Consider the following 25,107-nt stretch of genomic DNA (forward strand, 5'->3'; position numbering starts at 1 on the left):
GGCGGCCTGAACGCGCGAGACTAAGGCCATGCCCGAGTTACCCGAGGTCGAAGCGCTCGCCCACCACCTGCGTGAACACGCGGTGGGCAAGACGGTCTTCCGCGTCGACGTGTCGTCCCTCAGCGTGCTGAAGACGGCGACGCCGCCGTGGACCGAGCTGCACAGCCGTGAGGTCACCGGGGCGGGCCGGTTCGGCAAACATCTGGATCTCGTCGCCGGGGATCTCCATCTGGTCGTCCACCTGGCGAGGGCGGGCTGGCTGCGCTGGTCCGACGCGTTGTCGCCGACGCCGCTCAAACCCGGCAAGGGGCCGATCTCGCTGCGCGTCCATCTCGACGCGGCCGCCGGACCGGGCTTCGATCTCACGGAGGCCGGCACGAAGAAGGGCCTGGCGGTCTGGATCGTGCGCGATCCGGAGAAGGAGGTCGCGAGTATCGCGCGGCTCGGGCCGGACGCGCTTTCGCTGGACCGCACGCAGCTCGAGAAGTTGTTCGCCGGGCGCACCGAACGGCTGAAGACGGCGCTGACCGATCAGTCGCTGATCGCCGGGATCGGCAACGCCTACTCCGACGAGATCATGCACATGGCGAAGCTTTCCCCTTACGCCACAACCGGAAAGCTGTCCGAGGCGGCGCTCGACGGGCTCTCGGAGGCGATCCGCGAGGTGCTGACCAGCGCCGTGACGCGTTCGGTCGGCCAGTCCGCGGCCCGGCTCAAGGGCGAGAAGCGGTCCGGGCTGCGGGTGCACGCGCGCACCGGGCTGCCGTGTCCGGTCTGCGGCGACACGATCCGCGAGATCTCGTTCGCGGACAAGTCGTTCCAGTACTGCCCGACCTGCCAGACCGGCGGGAAACCCCTCGCGGACCGGCGGATGTCGCGCCTGCTGAAGTGACCCGGCCACCCTCGCGTTTCGTCCTCTGAATGCGGTACTTGCGCGTGCAAGTACCGCATTCAGAGGACGAAACGCGGTCAGCAGAGGGCGGCCTTCACGGCGTCCATCGGCAGTTTCGGCACCCGCTGCCCGCCGTGTACTTCCGCGGCGAGGTCGTACACGTTCAACGCCAGCACGATCTGCTTCGAGCCGTCCTCGGTGCTCATCGAGACGCTGTGGAATCCCGGCCCCGCGCCGGTGTTGCCCCAAACCGTTTTCGGGCCACCACTGCAAGGCAGGTTGAGCGTCTCGATGCCGCCGCCGTACGCCCCGAACTCGCTGTACGGCACCAGCCGCTTGAGCTCGGTCTGTTGCGCGGGCGCCAAAAGCCGCCCCGACAGCAACGCGCGATGGAACCTCGCGAGGTCGTCGACGGTCGACACCATCGCGCCCGCGGTCCAGTCGTACGACGGGCTGAACACGGTCATGTCCTGCCCCTTCATGTCGTACCCGTGCAGATGCGGACCCCGCAGGAACGGCGACCACAGCGGGAAATACGTCCGGCCGAGGTCGAGCGGATCGAGGAGCCGCCGCTGGATCTCCGCGCGGACGTCGTTACGGGTGATCTTCTCGATCACCTTGCCCAGCAACAGATATCCGGTGTTCGAGTAGTCCACGCCGCTGCCCGGCGGGAACGACGGCCGGTCGACGAGCGAGCGCCGGATGACCTCCGACGGCGTGATGACGTGCGCCCGGTTCCCCTGGACGAGGTACGGGTCGAAGAAGTGCGGATCCAGCGGGTCGTGCACGCCGGACGTGTGGTTCAGCAGCATGCGCAACGTGATCTTCTCCGGTTCGTAGCCCGGTCCGCGGACGACACCGGGCAGCCGCCGCTCGATCGGATCGTCGAGCGACAGCTTCCCTTCACCCGCCAGTTGCAAAACCACGGTGGCGACGAACGCCTTGGTGTTGCTGGCGATCCGGAACCGGTGATGCGGCCCCGCGGCTTCCCGCGTGGCCTGGTTCGCGTATCCGGCGCCGAAGCGCGAGACCGCCTCACCGTTCCGGACCTGGGCGACCGCTCCCGGAAATCCCCCTTCGCCGACCAGATCGCCGACGGCCGCGCGCACCGGGTCGGTCGCCGCGGCCGCCGTCCCGCTCCCCAGCAGGACCCCCACCAGCACCCCCGCCGCGAGCTTCCCCGATCCGCGCATTGTGTTCCTCCCCCGGAAGCGATTGCCTGCGCACAGTCTTTCCCGTGCGACGGGGAGTGACCATGGGGACAACGCCCGGGTCTTGGGTAGGGTCGGCCCCACCCTCAGTTGTCACAACTCAACGGAAAGTGGGGAGCAGGCCTTGCACCCGGTTGGTCGAGCGCAGAGCATGGACGCCGTGTCCGGGCTCGAAATCGCGCAGATCATCCCTTGGGGTGTGGCGCTGTTGCTCGCCATCCTCGTCGTCGTCCTGCTGATCAAGCTGAGGCGTCCCGCGAGCATCGTGGAGAACGCGGTGCTGCAGGCCGTCCACCGGATGTCGAAGGCGACACCGGATCTCCGCGAAGGCCTCGACGAGCAGGTCGCCGACAAGATCACCAGCCAACTGCTGGAGATGCTCGACTGCGTCGCCGTCGGCATCACCGACAGCGAAGGCACGCTGCTGTCCTGGGACGGCGAGGCCAACGACCACTACGTCGACCTCGTCGACGCCATCGGCAACGCGATCCGCAAACACCGCCGCGAGGTCGTCGCGCACGACAAGATGCCGTGCAACCACCGCGGCACCTGCCGGATGCGGACGGCGGTGATCGTGCCGCTGATCGTCGAGGGCGAGACGGAGGCCGCGCTGATCGTCGTCGGGCGCACGCGCGGGCGGCTGGTGCAGATGGCCGACGCGGTCGCGCAGTTCGTCTGCACCCAGTTCGAGCTGGCGCGCCTGGACGAATCGAAGAACCAGCTGCAGCAGGCGGAGATCAAGGCGTTGCGCGCGCAGATCTCGCCGCATTTCGTCTACAACGCGCTCAACACCATCTCGTCGCTGATCCGGACGGACCCGGAGGAAGCGCGAGAGCTGCTTCAGGACTTCGCGGACTTCACGCGCTACTCGTTCCGGACGTCGGGAATGTTCACCTCGCTCGCCGAGGAACTGCGCAACATCGACCGGTACCTGACCATCGAGAACGCCAGGTTCGGCGGACGGCTCGAAGTGCGGATGAAGATCGCGCCCGAGGTGCTCTCGGTGGTCGTACCGTTCCTGATCATCCAGCCGCTGGTGGAGAACGCCGTCAAACACGGCCTCGCGTCGAAGCCGTCCGGCGGCTGCGTCACGGTGATCGCCGAGGACTACGGCGCCGAAGCGCTGATCAGCGTCGAAGACGACGGCATCGGCATGGAGCCCGCCAAACTCGCGGACCTCCGCAGCCAGCACCGCACGGGCGCGCACGTCGGCCTCGGCAACATCAACCAGCGGATGCAGCAGGTGTTCGGCCGCGACTACGCGCTCATGGTCGAGACGGCGCCCGGCGCCGGCATGAAGGTGACCTTGCGGGTGCCGAAGTTCATGCCCGGCGTGCGCCCGAACCTGCCGGACTTCTCCGCCGACAGCGCCACCGTCCCGCCGCAGGGCGGCCCGAACGAGGCCAGCGGGGTGAGCGGTTCGCGCAGCGGCGTGCTGCCGTCGTGAACGCCGGTAACCTGGCGGTATGAGCGTTGCGGACAAGCTGACCTCCCGTCTCCCGATGATCGGCGAACGGGGTGAGCGCAAGGACGTCGTCGCCGTGGTCAAGCTGCACGGGGTGATCACACCGACCCCGTCACCCCTGGCCAGGGGCTCGATCAACCTCGCCGCCGTCGAATCGGCGCTGACCCGCGCGTTCGCCCACGAGCGGCTGAAGGCCGTCGCGCTGCAGATCAACTCCCCGGGCGGGGCGCCGACGCAGTCCGGCCTGGTCGCCGAGCGGATCCGCCAGCTCGCCGACGAGAAGAAGGTGCCCGTCCTGGCCTTCGCCGAGGACGTCGCCGCGTCCGGTGGCTACTGGCTGGCCTGCGCGGCCGACGAGATCTACGCGCACCGGACGTCGATGGTCGGCTCCATCGGCGTGATCAGCGGCGGGTTCGGGTTCACCGGCCTGCTGGAGCGGTTCGGCATCGAGCGGCGGCTGCACACCGCGGGGGAGAACAAGTCCCGGCTCGACCCGTTCAGCCCGGAGAAGCCCGAAGACGTCGAGTGGCTGAAGAAGATGCACGGCCAGCTCCACGAACTGTTCGTCGACTGGGTCACCGAGCGCCGGGGCGACCGGCTTTCCGGCTCCGACGACCTCTTCAACGGCGACGTCTGGCTGGGTGCCCGAGCGGTCGAACTCGGCCTGATCGACGGCGTCGGCAGCCTCCGCCAGGTGATCACCGAGCGGTACCCGGACGCCGAGATCTCGGTCGCCGAACCGAAGAAGCCGCTGCTGGCGCGGCTCGGCATCGGTGCGCCCGCCGCGGCGAGCGCGTTGCTGGACGCCGTCCAGTCCAAGGCCGCCTGGAGCCGCTTCGGCCTCTGACCCGCGTGCCATGAACGGTCCGTTCCTTGCAAATTTCGCAAGGAACGGACCGTTCATTGCATCCGGGGGCGGCGGGGATTCACCCGAACGGTGGTAGGCGTAAGTGGTTCAGACCAGGTCTCATATCGGACATACCGCTTTGTTGTGAACGGCAACAAACCTCGACAGCGTTGACGAGGAGGTCCGATGTCCGTGAATCGTTCCCGTTGGAAGATTGCGCTGGCAGGCGCCGCGTTGCTCTTGGTGCCCCTGGCCCTGCCCGCGACCGCCGCCGTCCCGCCGCCCCCGGCCGGCTGGACCACCGTGTTCACCGACGACTTCACCGGCGCCGCGGGTTCGCTCCCGTCGAGCGCGAACTGGATCGTCGACACCGGCCACGCGTACCCCGGCGGCCCGGCGAACTGGGGCACCGGCGAGATCCAGAACTACACGGCGAACCCCGCCAACCTGGCCCAGGACGGTTCCGGGAACCTGCGGATCACGCCGTTGCGCGACGGTGCGGGCAACTGGACCTCGGCGCGGATCGAAACGCAGCGCACGAACTTCAAACCGCCCGCGGGTGGCGCGCTGCGGATCGAAGGCCGCATCCAGATGCCGAACGTCACCGGCGCCGCGGCACTCGGCTACTGGCCCGCGTTCTGGGCGCTGGGCTCGCCATATCGCGGCAACTACTGGAATTGGCCCGCCGTCGGCGAGTTCGACATCATGGAGAACGTCAACGGGATCAACACGGTCTGGGGCGTGCTGCACTGCGGCGTCAACCCCGGCGGCCCCTGCAACGAGACCACCGGGCTGGTCGGCAGCCGCACGTGTCCCGGCGACAGCTGTCAGAGCGCGTTCCACACCTACACCTTCGAATGGGACACGAGCGTCAGCCCCAACGTGTTCCGCTGGCTGGTGGACGGGCAGCAGTTCCATTCGGTCGGCCAGAACCAGGTCGATGCCACTACCTGGGCCGACATGACCAACCACGCGGGCTACTTCGTGCTGCTGAACGTCGCGATCGGCGGCGCGTTCCCGAACAACAACTCCGGCACCACGACACCGGGGCCGGGGATCGTGCCGGGACATCCGATGCTCGTCGACTACGTCACCGTCCTGACCCGCGGCGGCAGGTGAGCGTCAACTGGTTCTCCTTCACTCCGTGAAGGGATGGATGTGGCACGGCGAGGCGGTTCGTGTCACCGGAAAAGATGACGGCACCGGCCACCCCGGGCGCGGGGGTGCCGGTGCCGTCCTTTCGTTCGACTTTCGTGAAGCGGGCTGGACAAGGAACCCGGCAATGGGCAGGATGCGTCTCACTGTGAGTGCTCACGATGACACCCGGAAGCTCATCGTCCTGGCGGTGGACGATGAGCCCAAAGGGCTAGACGAACTCGTCCACTGTCTCCGGAACAGCCCGCACGTCGCCCTGGTCTACCCGGCGATCGACGCTTCGGAGGCGCTGCGCCTGCTGTCCGCGGACGATCCGAGACTGGCCGATCGCAAGGCCCGCGGCCTGCCGATCGTGGACGCGGTGTTCGCCGACATCGACATGCCCGGTCTGTCCGGGATGGAGATGTCCAGGGTGTTCGCCGCGCTGCGCCCGTCGCCCGCGCTGGTCTTCGTGACGGGACACGCGGAAGAGGCGGTCAACGCCTTCGACCTCGGCGCGCTCGACTACGTGCTCAAGCCGTACCAACAGGATCGTCTCGACCGCGCGATCACGCGCGTGATCGACAAACTCGCCGCCAACGCCGCGCCGAAGTTCGGCCCGGAAGGCGGCCTCGGGCAGGTCAAGAACGACGACGAGGTCATCCCCGTCGAACTGGCGGGCACCACCAAGCTCATCCCGCGGTCTTCGGTCCGCTGGGTCGAGGCGCAGGGTGACTACGCCCGGCTGTTCACCAACGACGGCAGCCACCTGGTCCGCATCCCGCTCGCCCAGCTCGAAGAACGCTGGGAGAAGGCGGGTTTCGTCCGCATCCACCGGTCGTTCCTGGTCTCGCTGCCGCTGATCACCGAACTGCGTATGGGCCAGGGTGGCTACCAGGTCGTGATCGGTAACGAGGAGAAGGTGCTGCCGGTGAGCCGCCGCCACACGCGCGCCCTCAAGGACAGGCTGGTCGGCGCCAACCGGTCGTCGTGACCGACGACTACTACCGCCGCGTCAACGGCGTCCGCGAGCCGGACCCGACGCTGGGCAAGCGCAGGAAACCGGCGCAACCCGAGGGCGCCGCCGTCGAGCCCGTGCCGGGCGCGCCGTCCGGTCCGAAGCACGAACAGGCCAAACCCGAACATCACGCGAAACCCAAGCGGCAGCGGGTGATCCTCGCCGATCCGCGGCAGGCCACCAGCACCCTGCGGGCCAGGGTCGAGCTCGAAGAACAGACCAGCTGGGGAAAGCTCCTGGTCAAGGATCTGGTGAAGATCCAGCTGCGGACGGCCTCCTGGCTGGCGCTGCTGGTGATGGTCACGCTGTGTTCGCTTCCGGTGCTCTTCTACCTGATCCCGTCCTTCGGACGAGTGGTCGTCGTGGGCATTCCGTTGCCCTGGTTGATCCTCGGCGTGGCCCCTTTCCCGTTCCTGTTCGGGATCGGCCTTTGGTACAACCGGCTCGCCGAACGTCATGAACGCGACTTCGTCGACATGATCGAGAACTGATTGCGGAGCTGCACATGCGAGGATCCACACCGTGCAGCTGAATCCGTGGGCCATGGCCGGCATCGTGCTGGTGGCGGTCCTGACCTTCTATCTGGGACACCGCTCCTCGCGGTCGGCCGTCAGCACGCACGATTTCCTCGTCGCCCGCCGCACCGTGCGCTCCCGGCGCAACGCCGCCGCGATCTCCGGTGAGTACCTGTCCGCCGCGTCGTTCATGGGCGTCGCCGGCATCGTGCTCAAGGACGGCGCCGACGCGCTGTGGTTCCCGATCGGTTTCACCGCCGGCTATCTCGCGCTGATGCTGTTCGTCGCCGCGCCGCTGCGGCGGTCCGGCGCGTACACGCTGCCGGACTTCGTCGAGATGCGGCTGGGCTCGACGATGCTGCGCCGTGTCTCGACGGCGTTCGTCGTGTTCATCGGGATCCTCTACATGGTCCCGCAGTTGCAGGGCGCCGGCCTGACCCTCTCGACGATCTTGCCGGTGCCGGTGTGGGCCGGAGCGCTCCTGGTCACCTTCGTGGTCGGGTTCAACGTGATCGCGGGCGGGATGCGCGCGATCACCGTCGTCCAGGCTTTCCAGTACTGGCTCAAACTGTTCGCCATCGCGGTGCCCACGTTCATCCTGTGCATCGTGTTCCTCGGCGCCGGACCGCCGGGCAGCGCGCGTCCGCTCGGGCAGCCCGCGCCGCCGACCTTCCCCGAGAACACCACCGTTTCGGTGCAGGCCGACGTCACGCTGAAGGTCACCTCGGTGACCGTGCTCGAGGCCTACGGCCAGGTGGAAGGCGCGCGCGCCAACGGTTTCGCGGTGTGGGCACCGGAGGTCGCGCACAAGGTCGCCAAGGGCACGACGCTGAAGTTCACCGCGGGCACCCCGGTGCCGGTGGTCAGCGACGCGCCCACGTCCAATGGCGACTGGCTCCGGCCCGGTTCCGGCAGTCTCACCGATCTGCTGCAGGTCTATTCGCTGATCCTCGCGACGTTCCTCGGCACCATGGGCCTGCCGCATGTCCTGGTCCGCTTCTACACCAACCCCGACGGCAAGGCCGCGCGCCGCACGACGGTGCACGTCCTGCTGCTGCTCGGCCTGTTCTACCTGTTCCCGACGCTGCTGGGCGCGCTGTCGCGGATGTACGTCCCGGAACTGCTGGTGACCGGGAAGACCGACGCCGCCGTCCTGCTGCTGCCGTCCGCGGTCCTGCCGGGACTCTGGGGGCAGATCCTGGGCGCGGTGACCGCGGCCGGCGCGTTCGCGGCGTTCCTGTCGAGCTCGTCCGGGCTGCTGGTGAGTGTCGCCGGGGTCGTGTCGACCGATGTCCTGCCCGGCCGTGTCCGTGATTTCCGGGTGGCGACGGCGATCGTGGCGCTGATCCCGTTCGGGCTGGCGGTGCTGCTGCCGTCGGAGGATCTGTCCCTTTCGGTCGGGATGTCGTTCGCGCTGGCCGCGTCGACGTTCAGTCCGCTGCTGCTGCTCGGGGTCTGGTGGCGCAAGCTCAGCTGGCCCGGTGCGCTGGCAGGGATGCTCGTCGGCGGCGGGCTCGTGCTGACCGCGCTGGTGGTCAACATCGTCAGCAAGTACACCGGCGGCTGGGCGCCGTGGTTCTCGAACCAGCCCGCGCTGATCACCGTCCCGGCCGCCTTCCTGACCACCTACGTGGTGAGCCGCGCGACCGGATACGGGCGGCCGGACGACGTCCACGGCGTGATGCTGCGGCTGCACGCACCCGATCCGCTCGGCTTCATGCGGGATCGTGCGGTCGCCCGGTTCGGGCAGGCCGAAGAGAAGACCCGGACCACCGGAAAAGGCCGTCACCGGAAGTAAATCACTCTTTCGAGTCGCGACCCTCTACGCAGAGTCGTACCGTTCACTCAAATGGATTGATCCTCTGGAGCCCTATGAGGGGCATGATCTTTCGTGACAACGAAGTCATGGAATGGTCGCGGCAGGTGGGAGGTCCGACATGAGCGAGACCGATCAAGACCTGGGTTCCCAACCGGAATCCGACTGGGAAAAGGTCCAGGCGAGTCCGGAATTCACCGAGCTGCGACGACGGCTGCGGGTATTCGTTTTCCCGGTGTCGGCCCTGTTCCTCCTCTGGTATCTGCTGTATGTACTCCTCGCCGACTACGCGACCGAGTTCATGAGCACCAAACTCTTCGGCAACATCACCGTCGGCCTGGTCTTCGGCCTGCTGCAGTTCGTGTCCACCTTCGTGATCACCGGCCTTTACGTCCGGTACGCGAACCGCAAGCTCGATCCGCTCGCGGACAAGATCCGGCACGAGATCGAAGGGACCGAACGGTGAATACGCTGGCAGCGGGCGTACAGGGCAGCAGCCCGGCGCTCAACATCACCATTTTCGCGATCTTCGTGGCGATCACGCTGGTGATCGTTTTCCGGGCGAGCCGGAATACGAAGACCGCTTCCGACTACTACGCCGCCGGGCGCGCGTTCACCGGTCCGCAGAACGGGATCGCGATCTCGGGCGACTATCTTTCGGCGGCGTCGTTCCTGGGTATCGCCGGTGCGATCGCGATCAACGGTTACGACGGTTTCCTCTACTCGATCGGATTCCTCGTCGCGTGGCTGGTGGCGTTGCTGCTGGTCGCGGAACTGCTGCGCAACACCGGCAAGTTCACCATGGGCGACGTGCTGGCGTTCCGGATGAAGCAGCGCCCGGTGCGCGCGGCGGCCGCGATCTCCACGCTCGCCGTGTCGTTCTTCTACCTGCTCGCGCAGATGGCGGGGGCGGGCGGTCTGGTGAACCTGCTGCTCGGTATCGAGGGGAACCTCGGCCAGGACCTGGTGATCGCCGTCGTCGGCGTGATCATGATCCTGTACGTGCTGATCGGCGGGATGAAGGGCACCACCTGGGTCCAGATCATCAAGGCCGTCCTGCTCATCGCGGGCACGTTCGCGATGACGTTGTGGGTGCTCGGGAAGTACGGCTTCAACCTCTCCAGCCTGTTCCAGGCCGCCGTCGACAAGGGCGGCCGGACCGGGGAAGCGCTGCTCGGCCCGGGCAAGCAGTACGGCAAGACCGGCACGACGAAACTCGACTTCCTGTCCTTGGGCATCGCGCTGGTGCTCGGCACCGCGGGGCTGCCGCACGTGCTCATGCGCTTCTACACGGTGCCGACCGCGAAGGACGCGCGCCGTTCGGTGGTGTGGGCGATCGCGCTGATCGGCATCTTCTACCTGTTCACGCTGGTGCTCGGCTACGGCGCGGGCGCGCTCGTCGGCCCGGACGTGATCGCGAAGGCGCCGGGCACGACCAACTCGGCGGCACCGCTGCTGGCACTCGAACTCGGCGGCCCCGTCCTGCTCGGCTTCATCGCGGCGGTGGCGTTCGCGACGATCCTCGCCGTGGTCGCGGGGCTGACGATCACCGCGTCGGCGTCGTTCGCGCACGACGTCTACGCCAACGTGATCAAGAAGGGGAAGACCGATCCCGACAGCGAGGTCCGCGTCGCGCGGATCACCGCGCTGGTGATCGGGGCGGTCGCGATCGTCGGCGGGATCCTCGCGAAGAACCAGAACGTGGCGTTCCTCGTGGCGCTCGCGTTCGCGGTGGCGGCGTCGGCGAACCTGCCGACGATCCTGTACTCGCTGTTCTGGAAGCGGTTCAACACCCAAGGCGCGTTGTGGAGCATCTACGGCGGTCTCGCGGTCTGTGTGCTGCTGATCGTGTTCTCGCCGGCGGTGTCGGGCAAGCCCGTCGATCCGAAGACCGGAAAGAGCGCCTCGATGATCCAGGGCGTTGACTTCCACTGGTTCCCGCTGGACAACCCGGGCATCGTCTCGATCCCGGTCGCGTTCTTCCTCGGCTGGCTCGGCACCGTGCTGTCCAAGGACCACAACCAGAAGAAGTACGCCGAGATGGAGGTTCGCTCGCTCACCGGCGCCGGGGCGGAAAAAGCCGTCAAGCATTGAGTTGTTCTTCACGCGCGCGCAACGGGACGGGATGCGAGGATGGCAGGGTGGTGAGCCCTGCTGACATCCCGACCGTCGCCGTCCGTGATCTGCCGAAGGACGGCGTCGCGCTGCTCGACGTCCGCGAGGACGACGAGTGGGCCGCCGGGCACGCTCCCGGCGCCAAGCACATCCCGATGGGTGAACTGCCCGCGCGCGTCGGCGAACTCGACGACCTGCCCGACGACCAGCCGGTCTACGTGATCTGCCGCAGCGGCGGCCGGTCCGCGCGCGCCGCCGCGTGGCTCAACGCGAGCGGCTGGGACGCGGTGAACGTCGCCGGCGGGATGGGCTCCTGGAAGCAGGAGGGGCGCCCGATGGTCGGCGACCATCCCGGCGTCGAGCCCGAAGTGCTGTAACCGTGCAGCCAGGCCACTACCCACCGAGGGCGCCCCTGTCGCCGATGCCGCCCGTGCGCCCCGCGCCGATGCGGCAGCCGGTGCGCCATCGCGTCCGCTGGGTCGCTTCGCCGCCGCCCGGCGCGCTGCCGCAGCGTCGCAAGCCCGTGGCCGAGCGCTACTCCGGTCCGCCGTCGTATCCGGTCCCACCGAGGTGGGGCTTCCCGAATCTGGCCTGGCGCCGCCCGACCGCCGTTCCCGGGACGGCGTCCGGCGAAGTCACCGCGGGCGAGCGGCTGCGGGTGATCACTCGCAGCCTGTTGCCGGTGCTGTGGACCTTCGCCGCCCTCGCCGTCATCGCGTCGGCCGCGGAGATCTGGCGCTACGTCCTGCTGGTGCAGAGCCGCGACTCCGCGCTGTCGACGTCCGTCGTCTCGGTCTCCGACACCTTCGTGATCACGGCCGGTCTGCTCACGACGATCCTTTCGCTGCTGCCGGCCGGGCTCACCGTGTGGTGGCTGCTCGTCGCCAGGCACGCGGCCGCGGACGTCTCCGGCGAGGCGCCGCCCAGGCGGCAACGGCATGTGCTGGCGTTCGTGCTGGTGCCGGTGGTGAACCTGATCATGGTGCTGCCGGTCGTCGCGGAACTCGAACACGCCGTCCTGCGGCGGACGCGGGAAACGCGGCCGAAGCCGTCGCGGCTCGTGCTGGTCTGGTGGGGCGTCTGGGCACTCAACTGGGTGCTGCTCGCGCTGGTCATCGTCTGGCGGTTCCGTGACGGCGTCCAGGCGCTGGCCGACGGCGTCGTGCTGGTCGCGCTGACCGACCTGACCGCGGGTGGGCTGGCTGTGGTGACCGCTCTGCTCGTGAAGCGCATGTCCGGGCTGCTCGCTCCTGTCGAGGAGAAGCGCCTTCGGCTGCTTCGCGTGCTGAAGGTGGATGGGGTTCCGGAGCCGGGGCGGCGCGAACGTCCCGCTTCCTCCGTGCGCTGACCCGCGTTTCTTCTGTTCCGACTTGCCCGAAAAGAGAGCAGGGGACCTTTGCTATGCCGTGGTCACCCGAAGCGAGCGCAGGCCCCGGATCACGAACTCCGGCCGCCGCTCCGGCTCTTCCGCGAGCTCCAGTCCCGGCAGCTTCGAGGCCAGGGAGGACAGCGCGGCCGCGATCTCCACCCGCGCGAGCGGGGCGCCGACGCAGTAGTGGATGCCCATGCCGAAGCCGAGGTGCGCGTTCGGCGTGCGGCCGATGTCGAGCGTGTCCGGCCGGTCGAAGACCTTCGCGTCCCGCGCGGCGGCGCCGAGGAGCGCGCCGATCTTCTCGCCCTCGGCGATCCGGAACCCGGCGATCTCGACGTCGGTGGTCGCCGTCCGCTCGAAAAGCTGCAGCGGCGCGTCGAAGCGGATCAGCTCCTCGACGCACGGGTCCAGGAGCTCCGGGGAGGCCAGCAGCCGCTCCCACTGGTCGCGGTGGGTCAGCAGCGCGTTGACGCCGTTCCCGATGACGTTCACCGTCGCCTCGTGTCCGGCCATCAGGAGCAGGACCGCGGTCGCGACCAGTTCGTCCTCGGTGAGCTCACTGCGCAGAAGGTCGCTGATGATGTCTTCGCCAGGGGAGTTCGCGCGCTGCTTCGCGACGTCACGCAGGTAGTCGACGAACTCCGCGGCCGCGGCTTCGGCGGCGTCGCGCTTGTCCTCGGCGAGCCCGTACTCGTACATCTTCACGATGTGGTTCGACCAGGTGACCATGCTCGGCCCCTTGTCGACCGGGACGCCGAGCAGTTCCGCGATGACGGCGACCGGCAGCGGCTGCGCGAGGTGCGCCAGCAGATCGGCCGAGCCGGTTTCGGCGATCTCGGCGGCGAGGCCGTCGACCATGCCGTCCGCGAGTTCGGCGACCATCGGCCGCAGCCGCTGGACGTGCCCGCGCCCGAACGCGCCCGCGATCACCCGCCGCAGCCGCGTGTGGGCGGGCGGCTCGTTCTCCAGCAGCGAGTTGCGGTGCAGGAGGTTGAACGACGCGAACCGCTCCACCGGCAGCGCGTCCTGCCAGATCCGGCCCAGCCCGCGATGCCGCAGGACGGCGGCCGACGCCGCGTGCGACACCGCCACCGCGATGCCGAGGCCGTCGTGCCGGTGGACTTCGCCGCGCTCGCGGAGGTCGGCGAAGGACGGGTACGGATTCGCGAGGAAGGCCGGGTCGGCGAGGTCGAACACCCGCCGACTGTAACCCGGCCGGGCGCCGCGCCGGGGTGGCCGCCCCGGCGCGGCAGGGAGCTACAGATGCAGCCAAAGCCCCAGGTGCAGGTGCAGCCCGTGATGGTGATGCCCGTGGTGATGACCGACGCACAGCAGCAGGCAATGTCGCGCCTGGTCGGCTCTGTCGGACTGCGGCGCGGCCGAAGCCGTGCCCACCGCGGGCCCGGCCAGCATCAGACCGAGTGCCACGGGAAACGCGGCCAGCGCGGCCCGGCGCTTCGAGGTGCTCATCTGTGATCCCTTCTCCGCACTACGGCACCGGATGGCGCCGTGATCGAGTATTCGGTGCGGTACGGGCAAAACGGCAGGCTGATCACCCGCGATTAGATCGTCCGGATGATGACAACCGTTTTCAGTCACGTTTGCGTGGTACCCGGATGGCCGCTGAAACCCGTCGATCAGGTCGATCCGGTGGTCTGCCGGGTGTCGTCCGCGACGTCTTCGTCACCAACCCCGGGGGCCTTACGAGGCGTGCGCCTTCCCGCGATAGCGTTCCGAACCGAGCTTTGAGGAGGCTGACGTGGGCAAGGGTTCGCGCAAGAAGGGTCCCAAGACGACCTCGGACCGCAAGCCGAAGGTGCGCGACGTCTTCGTCGGCCAGCCCTTCGAGGGGCTCGCGGCGGAGACCGAACTGATCGCGCTGCGCGAGTTCGTCCCGTCGGCGACGGCGGCGCTCACGCTGGGCTCCGGCGAGAAGGTCACCCTGGGCACGGTGCTGCCGATGGCGGCGGCCGCGTTCGTCCGGTCCGACGGCGAGCGCTACATCGGGATGCAGGTGCAGACCCGGTCCTCGGACATCAGCCGCGACCTCGGCCGCGCGCTCAAGTGGGTGCTGGAGGCCAAGGAGGGTGACGTGCTGTCCGTGCCGGACACCACGACGCCGCCCACCGCCGACGAGAAGGCCCGCCTGCAGGACCTGCTCGACACGGACGTCGAACTCGACGTCACGCTCTACAACGACTTCGCCTGGTGGCTGCCCGAGGACGCCGACGCGAGCGGAGACGTCGCGCTGTCCCTCGAGCGCGCGAACGCGGCGATCATGCCGACCGAACGTCTCGGCGCGGGCGCGTACTGGGTGCTCGCCGGGGAGAAGGCGCATCTGCGCTGGGTCCGCCCCGAGCCGGAGAACCTGCTGCTGCAAGCGCTTGCGCGGCTGTCCGCGGCCGGTGAACTCGGCCTCGGCGAGGGCTCCCGCTACGCCGGTTCGTTCCGCGCGCACGGGCTGCTCGTCCCGGTGTGGGACCTCGACCCCGAGGCCCACGCCCGCGAGTGGGCCGACGCGAAGGACCAGCTCGGCACCCGGCTCGACGCGGCGCTGAAGTCCCTCGACACCGAGCCGCTCAACGCCGCCGAGCGCCGCTCGCGCGACGGCCTCATCGGCCGCCAGCTCACCATCCGCTGATCCCCTTCCCACGCATTTCGTCCTCTGGATGCCGGCTCCGCATCCAGAGGACTAAATGCGCGAGGATGGGCGCGTGATCCTCCATATCTGTACCAAGGACGAGTGGGCTTCGGTGCCCGAAGGCGGCGTCTACACCGCCGCGTCGCTCGAATCCGACGGCTTCATCCACTGCTCGGACCCGGGAACGGCGCATATCCCGGCCAACGCCGTGTTCCCCGGCCGCACCGATCTGGTGCTGCTGGAGATCGACCCGGCGCTCGTCGGCGCACCCGTCGTCTGGGAGGACGGGGACCCGCCGCATCCGGCCGGTATCCAGTTCCCCCACGTGTACGGGCCGATACCCCGTAACGCCGTGGTGGCCGTTCACGAATTCCCTGTTCAGGGGGACGGTTCGTTCAGAATTCCCGAGTCCGTGTCGAAACGTTGAGGCGGGCAACTCCTCGGCGAGACGAGCGTCTCTCGAACTGGTTCGCGGCTGAAGACAACCTGTGGGGGCGGTCATGCGTTTCGGGAGAGGTGGGCCAGGCAGACCTGGCCAGGTGACCCCGGGAGGAGGCGATACGGTGACCGCTGCCGCGACGGTCATACCGGGGGCCGACGTCTGGGGGGCCGGCGAGAGCCGGAACAGCGCCGTGTCGGGTGAGCTCACCGACTTCGGCGACTTCGTGCGGGCCAGCCTGCCGGGGCTGCTGAGGTACGGGCACGCCCTCACCGGGAACCCGCACGACGCCGCCGACCTCGTCCAGACCGTGCTGGAGAAGATCGGCTCCCGCTGGTCGTACGTCCAGCACAAGACCGGCGACCCGATGGCCTACATCCGCCGTTCGATGGCCAACGCGCACATCAGCCGCTGGCGCCGGACCAAACGCGAGAGCCTCGTCGCCGACCTCCCGGACGTCGAGCCGTACAGCCCGGCCGATCCGTTCGAGCACGAGCCGCTGTGGCAGGCGCTACGCGCGTTGCCGCCGAGGCAACGCGCGGTGATGGTCCTGCGTTACTACGAAGGGCTGTCCGAGGCGGAGATCGCGGATTCGCTCGGGGTCAGCCAGGGCACCGTCAAAAGCCAGGCGAGCAAGGCGATCGCGTCGCTGCGGACGAAGCTCGCGTTGTTCGAGCCCAAGGGCGAAGGGAGGGAAGCGGGATGAACATGTCCGAAGAGGACGTGCAGCAGAGGTTGCGCGACCTGTTCGCCGACGAGCGGCTGGCCGTGGGGTCCACGCTGAATCCCGAGGCGATCGTCGCGGGCGCACGCCGTCGCCGTCGCCGCCGTCAGCTGATGCAGACGACGAGCGGGATGGCCGCCGCGGTGGTCCTGCTGGGCGGTGGGCTCACCGTCTTCACGATCCACGACAAGGACAACGGCGCGGCCTTCCCCGGCGGCGACCAGCTCACCATGGGTGCGGCGTCGTCGAGCCTGGCGCAGCCGGGGCCCGGAAGCTCGGCGCCGCCGGCCTCCGCGCCGGTGGAACAGCCGAACCCGACCACCGTGCCGCCGCACTCGACCGTCTCCGACGGGCCGGCCAAACCGCCGAAGAGCACCGCCGCCACGAAGCCGCCCACGCAGCGCAAGGTGACCACTGGCGCGCTGCTGACCTCCGCCGGTTTCGGCAAGCTCCGGCTCGGGATGAGCGAGTCCGAGGCGGAGGCCACCGCCGGTCCGCTGCGGGCGAAAGAGGTCCGGGGCACCTGCACCTACGGCTACGCGGAAGGGGCCGCCGTTCCGGCGCCGACGTCGGTGTCGCTGACCGAGGGCGACGGGATCACCGTCATCAACCCGGCGGGCACGGTGCACACCCCGGAGGGGATCGGCGTCGGCTCGAGCGAGGCGGACATCCTCGCCGCCTATCCCGGCAGCACCAAGGACGGCAGTGCCTACGTCGCGCCGGTCAGCGCGGTGAGCGCGTACCGGATCTCCGTGTCCGACGACGGATCGGCCGTCGGCATCCTGCTGACGAGCATCAACCAGGACTGTCAGTTCAGCTGACGCACGAAGAAAACCCGGGCTTCTCCAAGGGGGAGAGCCCGGGTTTTCTCCGTGGTGGGAGCGTTGGTCAGAGCGCGCCGCCGGCGACCGGGGGCATCCCCGCGTCGGCGCCGCCGTCACCGACGGACTCGCGGTGCAGGTGGTTCTCCACCTCGAACAGGTTGCCGTCGGCGCGTTTGACGATGTTGAGCAGCGTGGACATCTGGGAGATCTCCTCGACCTGCTCCTTGAGGAACCACTGCGTGAACTGCTCGCCGATGTAGTCCTCTTCGGCGCGCGCGGCCTTGGCCAGCTGCTGGATGTCGGTCGCGACGTCCTTCTCCTGCTGCAGCGCGAGCTCGATGAGCTCACGGACGTCGGAGAAGTCGTTGCGCACGTCGCCGGTGCCGGGGATCTCCACGTGGTGGTCGGTGTCCAGCATGTACTGGACCAGCGCCATCGCGTGGTTCCGCTCCTCGACGGACTGCTTGTAGAAGTGCTTCGCGAGCTGCGGCAGGTCCTCGGCGTCGAACCAGACCGCCAGCGCGATGTACTGCTGGGAGGCGTTGAACTCGTTGTGGATCTGCGCCTGCAGCAGTTCGTAGAACTTCGAGCGCGGTTGCTTCTTGATGAGGGCCATGTGTTCGACGATACGTCAGGTCCCTATTCGATTTCCACTTTTCTCTGGTGATGTCCCCCCTATTAGGTTACCATTACCGACAATAGGTCCGCCTCAATTAAGTAAGCCTTCCCTAATCAATGGAAATCAATTAGGGAAGGCTTACTTTATTTCTGTTTCAGATGCTTTCGCGCCGGATCGGGCACGACATGCAGCGCGGGCCGCCGCGGCCGGAGCCCAGCTCGGACCCGGTGATGGCCAGGACCTCGATCCCGGCTTCTTCCAGGCGCGCGTTGGTTTCCACATTACGTTCGTACCCGATGACCACGCCGGGCGCGAGAGCGAGGGTGTTGTTCCCGTCGTCCCATTGCTCGCGTTCGGCGGTGACCGGATCGAGGCCGGTGTCGATGACGCGGAGCCGTTCGATTTCCATTGCTTCGGCGGCCGCGGTGAGGAATGGGGCGGGGCCTTCCACCTTCACCGAACCGTCGTCGGTCGGTCGCATGGTGAATGCGGTCAGCGAATCACGGGAAAGCGGATACATGACGACGGCGTCGGCCGCGACCATCGTGCAGACGGTGTCCAGATGCATGGTCGCGCGGGTCTGCTGGATCGGGACGGCGAGCACGGTGTGCGCGATCCCGTCGGCGAACACGGACCGGGCCAGCGACTCGGCACCCGCCGCGGTCGTCCGCTCGCCGACGCCGATGGCGAGGACGCCCGGCGAGAGCAGCATGACGTCGCCGCCCTCGATCGGCGCCGAATGCGCGCCGTACGCGCGGGCGGCGTGGCGGAACCAGGGGTGGTAGGCGTAGATGAGGTCCAGCACCGCGGTTTCGCGGACACGCGCGGGCATGGTGAGCGAGGAAACCGCGACGCGGTCGCCGATCCACGCCGACGAGTCACGGGTGAACAGCAGGTTCGGCAGCGGATCGACGGCGAAGTCGTTCGGGTGGTTCATCAGCCGGACCAGGGAGGCGCCCTCGGCGGCCGGCAGTTCCTCGAAGGTCATCCCGGCCATCAGGACCTCGGCCAGCGTCGCCGGTGCCGCGCTCGAAAGGTGGGAGCGGAGCGAATCGGCCAGGTCGGGTCCGAGGCGGCGCTCGTCGACGGCCGCGTGCACGCCCGCCGCGTGGGCGCGGGTGTCCGAGAGCGCCGTGCGCAGCGCGTCGGCCAGCAGCAGCACCTCGACCCCGCGGCCGCGCAGCACCTCGGCGAACGCGTCGTGCTCCTCCTGCGCGCGGTCCACCCACGGGATGGAATCGAACAGGAGCTGGTCGTTGTTGCGAGGCGTGAGCCTTTTGAGCTCGTTGCCGGGCCTGTGCAGCAGCACCGCACGCAGGGGGCCGACTTCGCTGTCAACTCGGGGTGGAGTCGTCTCGTCAATCACGGTTTCACACTAGCTAGGGAAGCCAGGAAACTCGCCCTTTGAGCAGCGCGTATCCGACGAAGGAAACGAAATCCAGCGCGGTGTGCGCGGCGATCAGCGGCCACAGCCGGTTCGTCTTCTGCCACAGCCTGCCGAACACCAGGCCCATCACGACGTTGCCGACGAAACCGCCGAAACCCTGATACAGGTGATACGACCCGCGAAGCACCGAAGACGCGACCAGTGAGGTGTTCTCGCGCCAGCCGAGCTGCCGCAGCCGGGTCAGCAGGTACGCGACGACGAGCACCTCTTCGGCGAACGCGTTCCCGAAGGCCGACAACGTCAGCGTGATCGGACGCCACCACGTCTCGCCCAAAGTGGACGGTTGCACCGACAGGCTGAATCCAAGGCTGTAGGAGAGGAAGTACAGCCCGAGTCCCGGAATCCCGATCACCGCGGCGAGCAGGAGCCCGTGGACGACGTCGCGGCCGGGACGCCGCCTGTCGAGCCCGATCTCCGCCAGCTTCATCCCGCCGCGCCACAACAGGTACAGCCCGAGCGAGCCCCAGCCGACCAGCTGGCCGGCGCTCAGGAGCTGTTTGAGCAGGTCGACCAGGCTCAGGGTCGCCTGGGGGACGTTCAGCTGCGCCTGTTGCTGCGCGAGCGGAACCGGCTGCAGCAGCGAGTCCACAAGGGACAGCAGGCTGCGCAGCCCGGACAGGCCGAGGGTGATGCCGAAGACGACGACCAGTTCGATGACGATCGCGCGGCGGCGCGCCGGATCTTCCACGAATTCCGGCAGCGCCGGGCGTTCGGGACGCAGCCAGCTCATCGGCCGCACGTTACCGTCGGGTCATGCCCAGGAGTATCGCGACCAACGAAACCGTCGACCGGGCCGCGCTCGTCGACTTCCTGTCCACCCGTCACCGCGCCATCCTCATGACCACCAAGGCGGACGGCGGCCCCCAGCTTTCGCCGGTGACCTGCGGAGTCGACGCGGAAGGCCGCTTGGTCATCTCGACGTATCCGAAGCGCGCGAAGGTCGTCAACATCCGACGCGAGCCGAAGGTGTCCGCCTGTGTCCTTTCCGACGAGTGGAACGACCAGTGGGTCCAGCTGAACGGCACCGCCGAGGTGCTCGACCTCCCCGACTCGGTCGAGCCGCTGGTCGACTACTTCCGCGCGATCTCCGGCGAGCATCCCGACTGGGACGAATACCGCGAAGCGATGGTGAAGCAGGGCAAGAGCATCATCCGCGTCACCATCGACTCGTGGGGCCCGATCGCCAAGGGCGGCTTCCCGGCGGAACTCGCCTAACCCTGGGGAAAGTAAGGACAACCGACCAGTCGGCGGATCTCGCCGCTCAACTGCTGCGGCCCTTCGACCGGCCGCGAGAACGCCAGCCGGACGTCGTGGTCGCCGGAGTCGGCCTCGACGCGCAGCCGCAGTCCGTAGCGGTCCAGCCCGAGCGGCCGGATCCAGCCGCCGCGCAGCTCGGCGGGTACGTGCTTGGCGAGCTGCTGGACGACGTCGGCGTGGTCGGTCTCCAGATGCCGCAGCCACGCGGCCTCGTAGTCGTGGAAGGGATCCGGCGGCGCGGCGCTGAACATATGCGGCCGGAGCGAATGCGTGCCCTCGGCGTCCGCGAGCACCAGCGACGCCGGGGTCAGCCGCAGCAGTGTCAGGCCGTGCCCGACGTCCAGCAGCCGCTCGTCCGGCCGGGTTTCGGCGATGGAGACCGCGCGGGCCCGCGCCGACACCTCGGAAAGCGGCCGGAGCCAGCCCGTGATCCACAACAGCCCGCGAACGGGTTCGCGCAGGTCGACCGGCGCTTGATCGGTCAGTTCGACCATCACCGCGAGCTCGCCGCGCTGTGCCTCGTGCGCTCGTTTCACCAGGTGGTGCTCGTCCGGCAGCAGGATGCTGACGCTGCCGCTCGGGTGCACGTGGTGCAGCTCGGGGATGACCCGGCCGCACTGTCCCGGCAGGTCACGCTGCTCGGCGGTCGGCATCAGCGTCGCCGGCCCGTTGCGGGTGGCGATCGTCTTCGCGCGTTCCGCGGGGTTCGGCGCCGGCGGGCGGCGGATGGACGTCGGTGTGGTCACGGCTCACCTCCTGGTTAGGTGAGCCTAACCTGATCTGGCCGCCGAGTGGAAGTAGCCTGGATCACGTCTCACCGCACACGTATACGTTGACCTGGTGGAAGACCACAGAATCCGGGTGCTCGAACCACCCGAAGGGATTCCGGCGAAGAACATGCCGGTCCTGACACCCCTTCTCGACCGTCTCACCCTGACCGCCGGAACGACGTCCTTCGCGTCCGGGTTGCTCGTGGTGCTCGGCGTCTTCCTGGCGGTGTCAGGACGGTTCGGAATAGCCGCGCCCGCCTTCCTGCTCTGCTTCATGACACCGGTTTCGCTCTACTTCGGCTACCTCGTCCTTGCCGGATCGTCGCCGATGCGGAAGCTCACCGGCAAACCGTTCCGCCTGGTGAGCGGGCTGGACGGAGTCGTCGTCGCCGGTTCCCGGGTGAGTGTCCCGCTCGACGGCCGGTGGCTCGTGTTCCGGCTGCCCGCCCCGCTGCGAGCGCAATTGGCGGCGCAACGGCGGCTGTGGGTGCTCGGCCCCTTCTTCGTGCTGCCCGGTGTCATCGGCCCGCGGCGCGGCGCGTTCCGGGACGCCCCGGCGCGGGGTTCGGTGCCGTTGGCGGCCGAGCCGGTCACACCGGGACGGCTGGTCACCCTGCAAGGACGGCTGCTGGGTTCGTACTATCTGCTGGGCGCCGGGATCACGCTGGTGGCGGCCGCCTTCTCGCTCTGGGTCGCCTTCGACTATCCCGACCGCGACAGCCTCCTCGTGCCGAACACGCGGGTGCTGGCCGCTCTCTGTGTCCTCGCGACGATCGGGCTCGGCATCGCGGCTTTCGTGGTCGCCCGGCCGTCACCCGAGCCGCGGTGGACCGAACTCGCCGTCGTGTCCGGGCCGGCGTCGGTCAACCTCTTCGGCATGGTCACGGTGAAAGGCCGGACGGTGCTGCCCGACGGCCGCGAGGTCACCGTCACCGCGGGCGGATCGGATCCGTCGCTGGCCGCCAACATCGCCGCCACCGGACGGCTGTGGGTGCTCGGCGTGCCGTCGGCGGGGAAGACGGCGAAGGCCGGTGTGCCGGGGTGCGCGGTTTTCGGGCCGGTCAGATTCGGGCGGTAACGGTTGGCCGGGTTGTGCGGGGGGTCGTGAGTGGTAAAGAGCGTTAGAACGATCATCGCCACTCACGACCCCCAGGCAATACTGCTCAAAGTGCCCAAATCGGGCACCTGAATCGCGAAAGGTGTCCCTTGTGGACAGTCAAGACGTGGCAGTTCCCGTGATGGCCTTTCGACCTTGAAGCTGGCCGCGTCCGCTTCAACTGAGCGAGCGCCGCGTCGCCTCCTCGGTCTCCACGACACCCCGCCGGATCCCCTCCAGCTGCTCGCTCAACTCGCCGATCGTCGTGGTGTCGAGCAGCGCATCGCCGGTGGCGGCCGAGAGCTCGGCCGCCCTGGCGACCAGGCCGTCGAGGCCGAGCGCGCCGGATCGCAGCTGTGCCACCAGTTTCCGCTGCGCGCTCGACAGTCGCGTGTGGACGTCTTCCTGTGCCTGCACCGATTCGAGCGACTGGGTCAGGTCACCGCGGATGTCGTCGTCGGCGGTCTTCAATTCCTTGCGCAGCCGGGCTTTCTCGGCCGACACCGCGCCGAGGTCCACCCGTGCCAACGCTTTCCCGGTGGCGGACGTGCGAGCGGCCAGCCGCCGGAGGGTGTCGACGGTTTCCCGCACCACCGGCTCCATGGCGGCCACCCGATCCGCGAGCGGACCGGTGTCGAGCGAAGCGGAGATCGAGCGGAAGCCGTCGGCCGCCGCTTCCGCGCGCCGCACCCAGCCCGCCTCGGGCGAACCGGGCTCGACGTCGGGTAGCGGCCGTTCTTCGGGCTCCGGCAACGGTTTCGGACGCGTGGCGGCGGCGACCCCGGCGCGGGCGGCGAGCACGGTCACGCCGACGCCGAGCGCGGCGAGCGTCGGCAGCTGCACCGCCCAGGCGGCCCCCGCCGACGTCGCCGCGAGGAGCAGTCCCCACGGTTCGGCTAGCTCACGGACGAAGCGCATATCCGAGGATCTCAGAAATTCGAGATCACGGCGGTGAAGACCTGGTCGATCGAGTCCGGTTTGGACGAGTCGTATCCGACGCCCTGGGTGGTCTCGGCGATCTCCTTGAGCACGTTCAGATCCGCGTCCGAGCCGTAGGCGATGGTGAACAGCCGCACCGCCTCGCCACCGCCTTCGGTCCGCAGTTGCCCGACGAGGTTCGGCAGATCGATCCCGCCCGGATCCTCGTTCCGGCCGTCGGTGAGCACGACGACCGCGTTGATCGCGTTCGGATCCAGCCGCTGCTTCATGAACTCGTAGGCCGCCAGCGACGAGTCGTAGAGCCCCGTCCCGTTCTGCGGGGTCAGCCCGTTCAGCCGCGACGCCAGCTCCTGCCTGCCCGGTTCACCGCCGATCGGCGACACCGGCCGGAGTTCGGCGTAGTCCTTGTCGCCGTCCAGTTTCGTCGAGAACATCCACAGCCCGACCTTGTCGGCATCGCTGAACTGCGGCAACGACGCCACGGCGGCCTGTTTCGCGAGATCCATCTTGTTCTTCCCGGTCCCGCTGACGCCGTCGCCCATCGAACCGGAGACGTCGACCACCAGCAGCACGTTCGCCTTCTTCCGCAGGTCCTTCCACGACTTCAGCACCTCGGTCAGCACCGGCGGGCTCGGCGGGCGGATCAGGTTGAGCTTCGATTCCGGCTCGGCGCCGTTCTCCTTCGTGGTCTGCGAGCCGGGTTTGCCGTCGAACGTGCGGAAGCCGATGTCGCTGAACTTCCGCTGCGCCTCGGCGCCGCGCAGATGCGCGAGGAAGTCCGCCGCGACCTGCTTGTGGATGTCGTCGGCCCAGTTCAGCACGGTGAACGGGTGGTCGGAGTTGAGCGTGCCGTCGCTCGGGTAGATCCCGACCAGGGGCACCTTCGGCGGCGCGTGCTGACCGCGTTTCGCCGGATCGTTCGTGGGATTGCCCTGGTTGTAGCCCACGAGCGAGTTCTCCTCGACCGTCACCGCCGAGATGTACGACATCGCGGCGCCGCGGTCGTCGGCCTTCTGCAGGTTCGTCAGGAACGTCAGCGTGTTGTCGCCGTAGTGGACGATGGCCTGCTCGACGTTCTGCACGAACGTCCGTGCCTCGGGTTTCGCGAGGGCGTTCGCGGTGAGGTCCGAAGACGTGCCCGTCGCCGCGTAATAGGCGCCGATGGTGGCGTTCAGACCGGACGTCGAGATGTTCGGATTCGTCTTGCCCAGCCGGAACTTTCCCCATTCCGGATGGCCGTATTTCGCCCAGCCCTGCGGATCCGTGGCGAGCGCGGCGAGATCCTTCCAGCCGATGCCCTTGCCGGGCCAGCCGAGCGCTTCGGCCATCGGCTTCGGCATCGCGACGACCAGCGGCGCGTTCGCGATCGATTCCGGGTCGCCTTCGGGGACCAGTGCGGGGTGATCGGAACCGGTGAGGTTCTGGCGCAACAGGTTCACCCAGCCGGACGCGGCGGGCGTCCAGACGTCCGGCCGCGGACCGTCCACCGCCTCGTTCCAGCCGCGGGACAGCGCCTGCATCGCCGTGCCGGACGACTTCGACTGCACGAGCACGTCGACACAGCGTCCGGCCACCGTGCGGCCGCTGTAGCCCTGGGCGATCTCGGCGACCACGCCCGCCTTTTCCGGCGAAGACGACACCTGCAGCTTGACCGCGTCGCCCGTCGTGCACTTCGCTGCCACGGCCTCCTCGCCGGAGTCGCTCGTGAGCGCGCGCAAGCCGATGATCAGGCCGATGGCGACCACCGCCGCGGCCACGAACGCCAGGACCTTGCGGCCGCCGCGGGACTGCTGAGGATTCACGACCATGGAGAACCTCCGCCGGTGGGGACACCGATTATCCGGAGGTTTCGCCTTGTCCGGCTTGGCGTTGCCGAACCGTTGCGGCCATGGCGGTACTTATCCCGCCACCCCACGCCGCATTTAGTCCTCTAAATGCGTGGGCACCTACTCGCGCCTGTTGTTGA

26 protein-coding genes are annotated in these 25,107 nt (G+C 68.5%); 17 read left to right on the top strand and 9 right to left on the bottom strand.

Annotated elements, in window-relative coordinates; translation table 11 throughout:
• Positions 1-28 precede the first annotated feature (28 nt).
• Entirely contained in the window at positions 29-892 is an 864-nt protein-coding gene (locus DMC64_RS01340) for an Fpg/Nei family DNA glycosylase (protein ID WP_125731511.1), read from the top strand.
• A 77-nt stretch (positions 893-969) separates the two neighbouring features.
• On the opposite strand, the gene DMC64_RS01345 is transcribed toward DMC64_RS01340, so the two are convergent.
• Entirely contained in the window at positions 970-2,085 is a 1,116-nt protein-coding gene (locus DMC64_RS01345) for a serine hydrolase (protein WP_125731513.1), read from the bottom strand.
• Positions 2,086-2,254: 169 nt separating this feature from the next.
• Between DMC64_RS01345 and DMC64_RS01350 the strand changes: the two genes are divergently transcribed.
• The 10 genes from DMC64_RS01350 to DMC64_RS01395 all read left to right on the top strand — a co-directional run bounded on the left by DMC64_RS01350 (position 2,255) and on the right by DMC64_RS01395 (position 12,361).
• Positions 2,255-3,550 (top strand): histidine kinase, encoded by a 1,296-nt coding sequence (locus tag DMC64_RS01350; RefSeq protein ID WP_016330581.1) that lies wholly within the window; start codon positions 2,255-2,257, stop codon positions 3,548-3,550.
• 19 nt (positions 3,551-3,569) lie between these two features.
• Complete coding sequence (locus tag DMC64_RS01355) at positions 3,570-4,415, top strand: S49 family peptidase (protein ID WP_037333697.1); 846 nt, start codon at positions 3,570-3,572, stop codon at positions 4,413-4,415.
• A gap of 186 nt (positions 4,416-4,601) precedes the next feature.
• Positions 4,602-5,534 (top strand): glycoside hydrolase family 16 protein, encoded by a 933-nt coding sequence (locus tag DMC64_RS01360; protein WP_125731515.1) that lies wholly within the window; start codon positions 4,602-4,604, stop codon positions 5,532-5,534.
• Positions 5,535-5,706: 172 nt separating this feature from the next.
• Positions 5,707-6,543, top strand: a complete 837-nt coding sequence (locus DMC64_RS01365; protein ID WP_037336073.1) for a LytTR family DNA-binding domain-containing protein — start codon at positions 5,707-5,709, stop codon at positions 6,541-6,543.
• Positions 6,540-7,058: a hypothetical protein gene (locus DMC64_RS01370; protein ID WP_037333690.1), complete on the top strand. Its 519-nt coding sequence runs from the start codon at positions 6,540-6,542 to the stop codon at positions 7,056-7,058. Before DMC64_RS01365 ends, DMC64_RS01370 begins: the two co-directional genes overlap by 4 nt.
• A 31-nt stretch (positions 7,059-7,089) precedes the next feature.
• Entirely contained in the window at positions 7,090-8,880 is a 1,791-nt protein-coding gene (locus DMC64_RS01375; RefSeq protein ID WP_037333687.1) for a cation acetate symporter, read from the top strand.
• 139 nt (positions 8,881-9,019) lie between these two features.
• The gene (locus tag DMC64_RS01380) at positions 9,020-9,364 is read left to right on the top strand and encodes a DUF485 domain-containing protein (RefSeq protein ID WP_037333683.1); all 345 of its coding nucleotides are present in this window, start codon (positions 9,020-9,022) and stop codon (positions 9,362-9,364) included.
• Positions 9,361-10,992 (top strand): cation acetate symporter, encoded by a 1,632-nt coding sequence (locus tag DMC64_RS01385; RefSeq protein WP_125731517.1) that lies wholly within the window; start codon positions 9,361-9,363, stop codon positions 10,990-10,992. The genes DMC64_RS01380 and DMC64_RS01385 overlap by 4 nt, the downstream gene beginning before the upstream one ends.
• A gap of 47 nt (positions 10,993-11,039) precedes the next feature.
• The gene (locus tag DMC64_RS01390; RefSeq protein WP_007030524.1) at positions 11,040-11,390 is read left to right on the top strand and encodes a rhodanese-like domain-containing protein; all 351 of its coding nucleotides are present in this window, start codon (positions 11,040-11,042) and stop codon (positions 11,388-11,390) included.
• Positions 11,391-11,434: 44 nt separating this feature from the next.
• The gene (locus tag DMC64_RS01395; RefSeq protein ID WP_125731519.1) at positions 11,435-12,361 is read left to right on the top strand and encodes a DUF4328 domain-containing protein; all 927 of its coding nucleotides are present in this window, start codon (positions 11,435-11,437) and stop codon (positions 12,359-12,361) included.
• A 51-nt stretch (positions 12,362-12,412) separates the two neighbouring features.
• Here the strand turns inward: DMC64_RS01395 and DMC64_RS01400 are convergent, their stop codons facing one another.
• Together DMC64_RS01400 and DMC64_RS01405 are read right to left on the bottom strand one after the other, a co-directional pair.
• A complete protein-coding gene (locus tag DMC64_RS01400) occupies positions 12,413-13,582 on the bottom strand; it encodes a cytochrome P450 (RefSeq protein ID WP_125731521.1) in 1,170 nt (389 codons plus the stop codon).
• Between the two features lie 60 nt (positions 13,583-13,642).
• Positions 13,643-13,855 carry a hypothetical protein gene (locus tag DMC64_RS01405; RefSeq protein WP_037333665.1) on the bottom strand — a complete coding sequence of 71 codons (213 nt, stop codon included), beginning with the start codon at positions 13,853-13,855 and terminating at the stop codon, positions 13,643-13,645.
• 289 nt (positions 13,856-14,144) lie between these two features.
• On the opposite strand from DMC64_RS01405, the gene DMC64_RS01410 reads away from it, so the two are divergent.
• The 4 genes from DMC64_RS01410 to DMC64_RS01425 all read left to right on the top strand — a co-directional run bounded on the left by DMC64_RS01410 (position 14,145) and on the right by DMC64_RS01425 (position 17,010).
• Positions 14,145-15,026, top strand: coding sequence for a DUF5926 family protein (locus tag DMC64_RS01410; RefSeq protein ID WP_125731522.1), 882 nt, complete (start codon positions 14,145-14,147; stop codon positions 15,024-15,026).
• Positions 15,027-15,099: 73 nt separating this feature from the next.
• The gene (locus DMC64_RS01415; RefSeq protein WP_125731524.1) at positions 15,100-15,453 is read left to right on the top strand and encodes a DUF952 domain-containing protein; all 354 of its coding nucleotides are present in this window, start codon (positions 15,100-15,102) and stop codon (positions 15,451-15,453) included.
• 205 nt (positions 15,454-15,658) lie between these two features.
• Positions 15,659-16,171: a SigE family RNA polymerase sigma factor gene (locus tag DMC64_RS01420; RefSeq protein ID WP_037336067.1), complete on the top strand. Its 513-nt coding sequence runs from the start codon at positions 15,659-15,661 to the stop codon at positions 16,169-16,171.
• Complete coding sequence (locus DMC64_RS01425) at positions 16,168-17,010, top strand: hypothetical protein (protein ID WP_125731526.1); 843 nt, start codon at positions 16,168-16,170, stop codon at positions 17,008-17,010. The genes DMC64_RS01420 and DMC64_RS01425 overlap by 4 nt, the downstream gene beginning before the upstream one ends.
• Before the next feature lie 67 nt (positions 17,011-17,077).
• On the opposite strand, the gene DMC64_RS01430 is transcribed toward DMC64_RS01425, so the two are convergent.
• The 3 genes from DMC64_RS01430 to DMC64_RS01440 form a co-directional block, all read right to left on the bottom strand.
• A complete protein-coding gene (locus tag DMC64_RS01430) occupies positions 17,078-17,629 on the bottom strand; it encodes a ferritin (protein WP_037333655.1) in 552 nt (183 codons plus the stop codon).
• A gap of 157 nt (positions 17,630-17,786) precedes the next feature.
• The gene (locus tag DMC64_RS01435) at positions 17,787-18,998 is read right to left on the bottom strand and encodes an arginine deiminase (RefSeq protein WP_052120290.1); all 1,212 of its coding nucleotides are present in this window, start codon (positions 18,996-18,998) and stop codon (positions 17,787-17,789) included.
• Positions 18,999-19,011: 13 nt separating this feature from the next.
• Positions 19,012-19,809 carry a CPBP family intramembrane glutamic endopeptidase gene (locus DMC64_RS01440; RefSeq protein ID WP_125731528.1) on the bottom strand — a complete coding sequence of 266 codons (798 nt, stop codon included), beginning with the start codon at positions 19,807-19,809 and terminating at the stop codon, positions 19,012-19,014.
• Between the two features lie 23 nt (positions 19,810-19,832).
• Between DMC64_RS01440 and DMC64_RS01445 the strand changes: the two genes are divergently transcribed.
• Entirely contained in the window at positions 19,833-20,294 is a 462-nt protein-coding gene (locus DMC64_RS01445; protein WP_125731530.1) for a PPOX class F420-dependent oxidoreductase, read from the top strand.
• Here the strand turns inward: DMC64_RS01445 and DMC64_RS01450 are convergent.
• A complete protein-coding gene (locus DMC64_RS01450) occupies positions 20,291-21,082 on the bottom strand; it encodes a DUF2470 domain-containing protein (RefSeq protein WP_125731531.1) in 792 nt (263 codons plus the stop codon). The genes DMC64_RS01445 and DMC64_RS01450 overlap by 4 nt on opposite strands.
• 94 nt (positions 21,083-21,176) lie before the next feature.
• Here DMC64_RS01450 and DMC64_RS01455 point away from each other — a divergent pair, with 94 nt between their 5' ends.
• Positions 21,177-22,184 (top strand): hypothetical protein, encoded by a 1,008-nt coding sequence (locus DMC64_RS01455; RefSeq protein ID WP_125731534.1) that lies wholly within the window; start codon positions 21,177-21,179, stop codon positions 22,182-22,184.
• A 195-nt stretch (positions 22,185-22,379) separates the two neighbouring features.
• Here the strand turns inward: DMC64_RS01455 and DMC64_RS01460 are convergent, their stop codons facing one another.
• Both DMC64_RS01460 and DMC64_RS01465 read right to left on the bottom strand, forming a co-directional pair.
• Positions 22,380-23,120, bottom strand: a complete 741-nt coding sequence (locus DMC64_RS01460; RefSeq protein WP_037333639.1) for a hypothetical protein — start codon at positions 23,118-23,120, stop codon at positions 22,380-22,382.
• Positions 23,121-23,131: 11 nt separating this feature from the next.
• Positions 23,132-24,949, bottom strand: a complete 1,818-nt coding sequence (locus DMC64_RS01465; RefSeq protein ID WP_125731536.1) for a substrate-binding and VWA domain-containing protein — start codon at positions 24,947-24,949, stop codon at positions 23,132-23,134.
• Positions 24,950-25,107 lie beyond the last annotated feature (158 nt).

It is taken from the genome of Amycolatopsis sp. WAC 04197 (assembly GCF_003947475.1).
GTDB lineage: Bacteria > Actinomycetota > Actinomycetes > Mycobacteriales > Pseudonocardiaceae > Amycolatopsis > Amycolatopsis japonica.

Bases quoted from the DNA above. Each gene is read 5' to 3' on its own strand.
- DMC64_RS01340 (WP_125731511.1), top strand. From the start codon at position 29: ATGCCCGAGTTACCCGAGGTCGAAGCGCTCGCCCACCACCTGCGTGAA.
- DMC64_RS01345 (WP_125731513.1), bottom strand. From the start codon at position 2,085: ATGCGCGGATCGGGGAAGCTCGCGGCGGGGGTGCTGGTGGGGGTCCTG.
- DMC64_RS01350 (WP_016330581.1), top strand. From the start codon at position 2,255: ATGGACGCCGTGTCCGGGCTCGAAATCGCGCAGATCATCCCTTGGGGT.
- DMC64_RS01355 (WP_037333697.1), top strand. From the start codon at position 3,570: ATGAGCGTTGCGGACAAGCTGACCTCCCGTCTCCCGATGATCGGCGAA.
- DMC64_RS01360 (WP_125731515.1), top strand. From the start codon at position 4,602: ATGTCCGTGAATCGTTCCCGTTGGAAGATTGCGCTGGCAGGCGCCGCG.
- DMC64_RS01365 (WP_037336073.1), top strand. From the start codon at position 5,707: ATGCGTCTCACTGTGAGTGCTCACGATGACACCCGGAAGCTCATCGTC.
- DMC64_RS01380 (WP_037333683.1), top strand. From the start codon at position 9,020: ATGAGCGAGACCGATCAAGACCTGGGTTCCCAACCGGAATCCGACTGG.
- DMC64_RS01395 (WP_125731519.1), top strand. From the start codon at position 11,435: ATGCCGCCCGTGCGCCCCGCGCCGATGCGGCAGCCGGTGCGCCATCGC.
- DMC64_RS01405 (WP_037333665.1), bottom strand. From the start codon at position 13,855: ATGAGCACCTCGAAGCGCCGGGCCGCGCTGGCCGCGTTTCCCGTGGCA.
- DMC64_RS01425 (WP_125731526.1), top strand. From the start codon at position 16,168: ATGAACATGTCCGAAGAGGACGTGCAGCAGAGGTTGCGCGACCTGTTC.
- DMC64_RS01430 (WP_037333655.1), bottom strand. From the start codon at position 17,629: ATGGCCCTCATCAAGAAGCAACCGCGCTCGAAGTTCTACGAACTGCTG.
- DMC64_RS01440 (WP_125731528.1), bottom strand. From the start codon at position 19,809: ATGAGCTGGCTGCGTCCCGAACGCCCGGCGCTGCCGGAATTCGTGGAA.
- DMC64_RS01445 (WP_125731530.1), top strand. From the start codon at position 19,833: ATGCCCAGGAGTATCGCGACCAACGAAACCGTCGACCGGGCCGCGCTC.
- DMC64_RS01460 (WP_037333639.1), bottom strand. From the start codon at position 23,120: ATGCGCTTCGTCCGTGAGCTAGCCGAACCGTGGGGACTGCTCCTCGCG.
- DMC64_RS01465 (WP_125731536.1), bottom strand. From the start codon at position 24,949: ATGGTCGTGAATCCTCAGCAGTCCCGCGGCGGCCGCAAGGTCCTGGCG.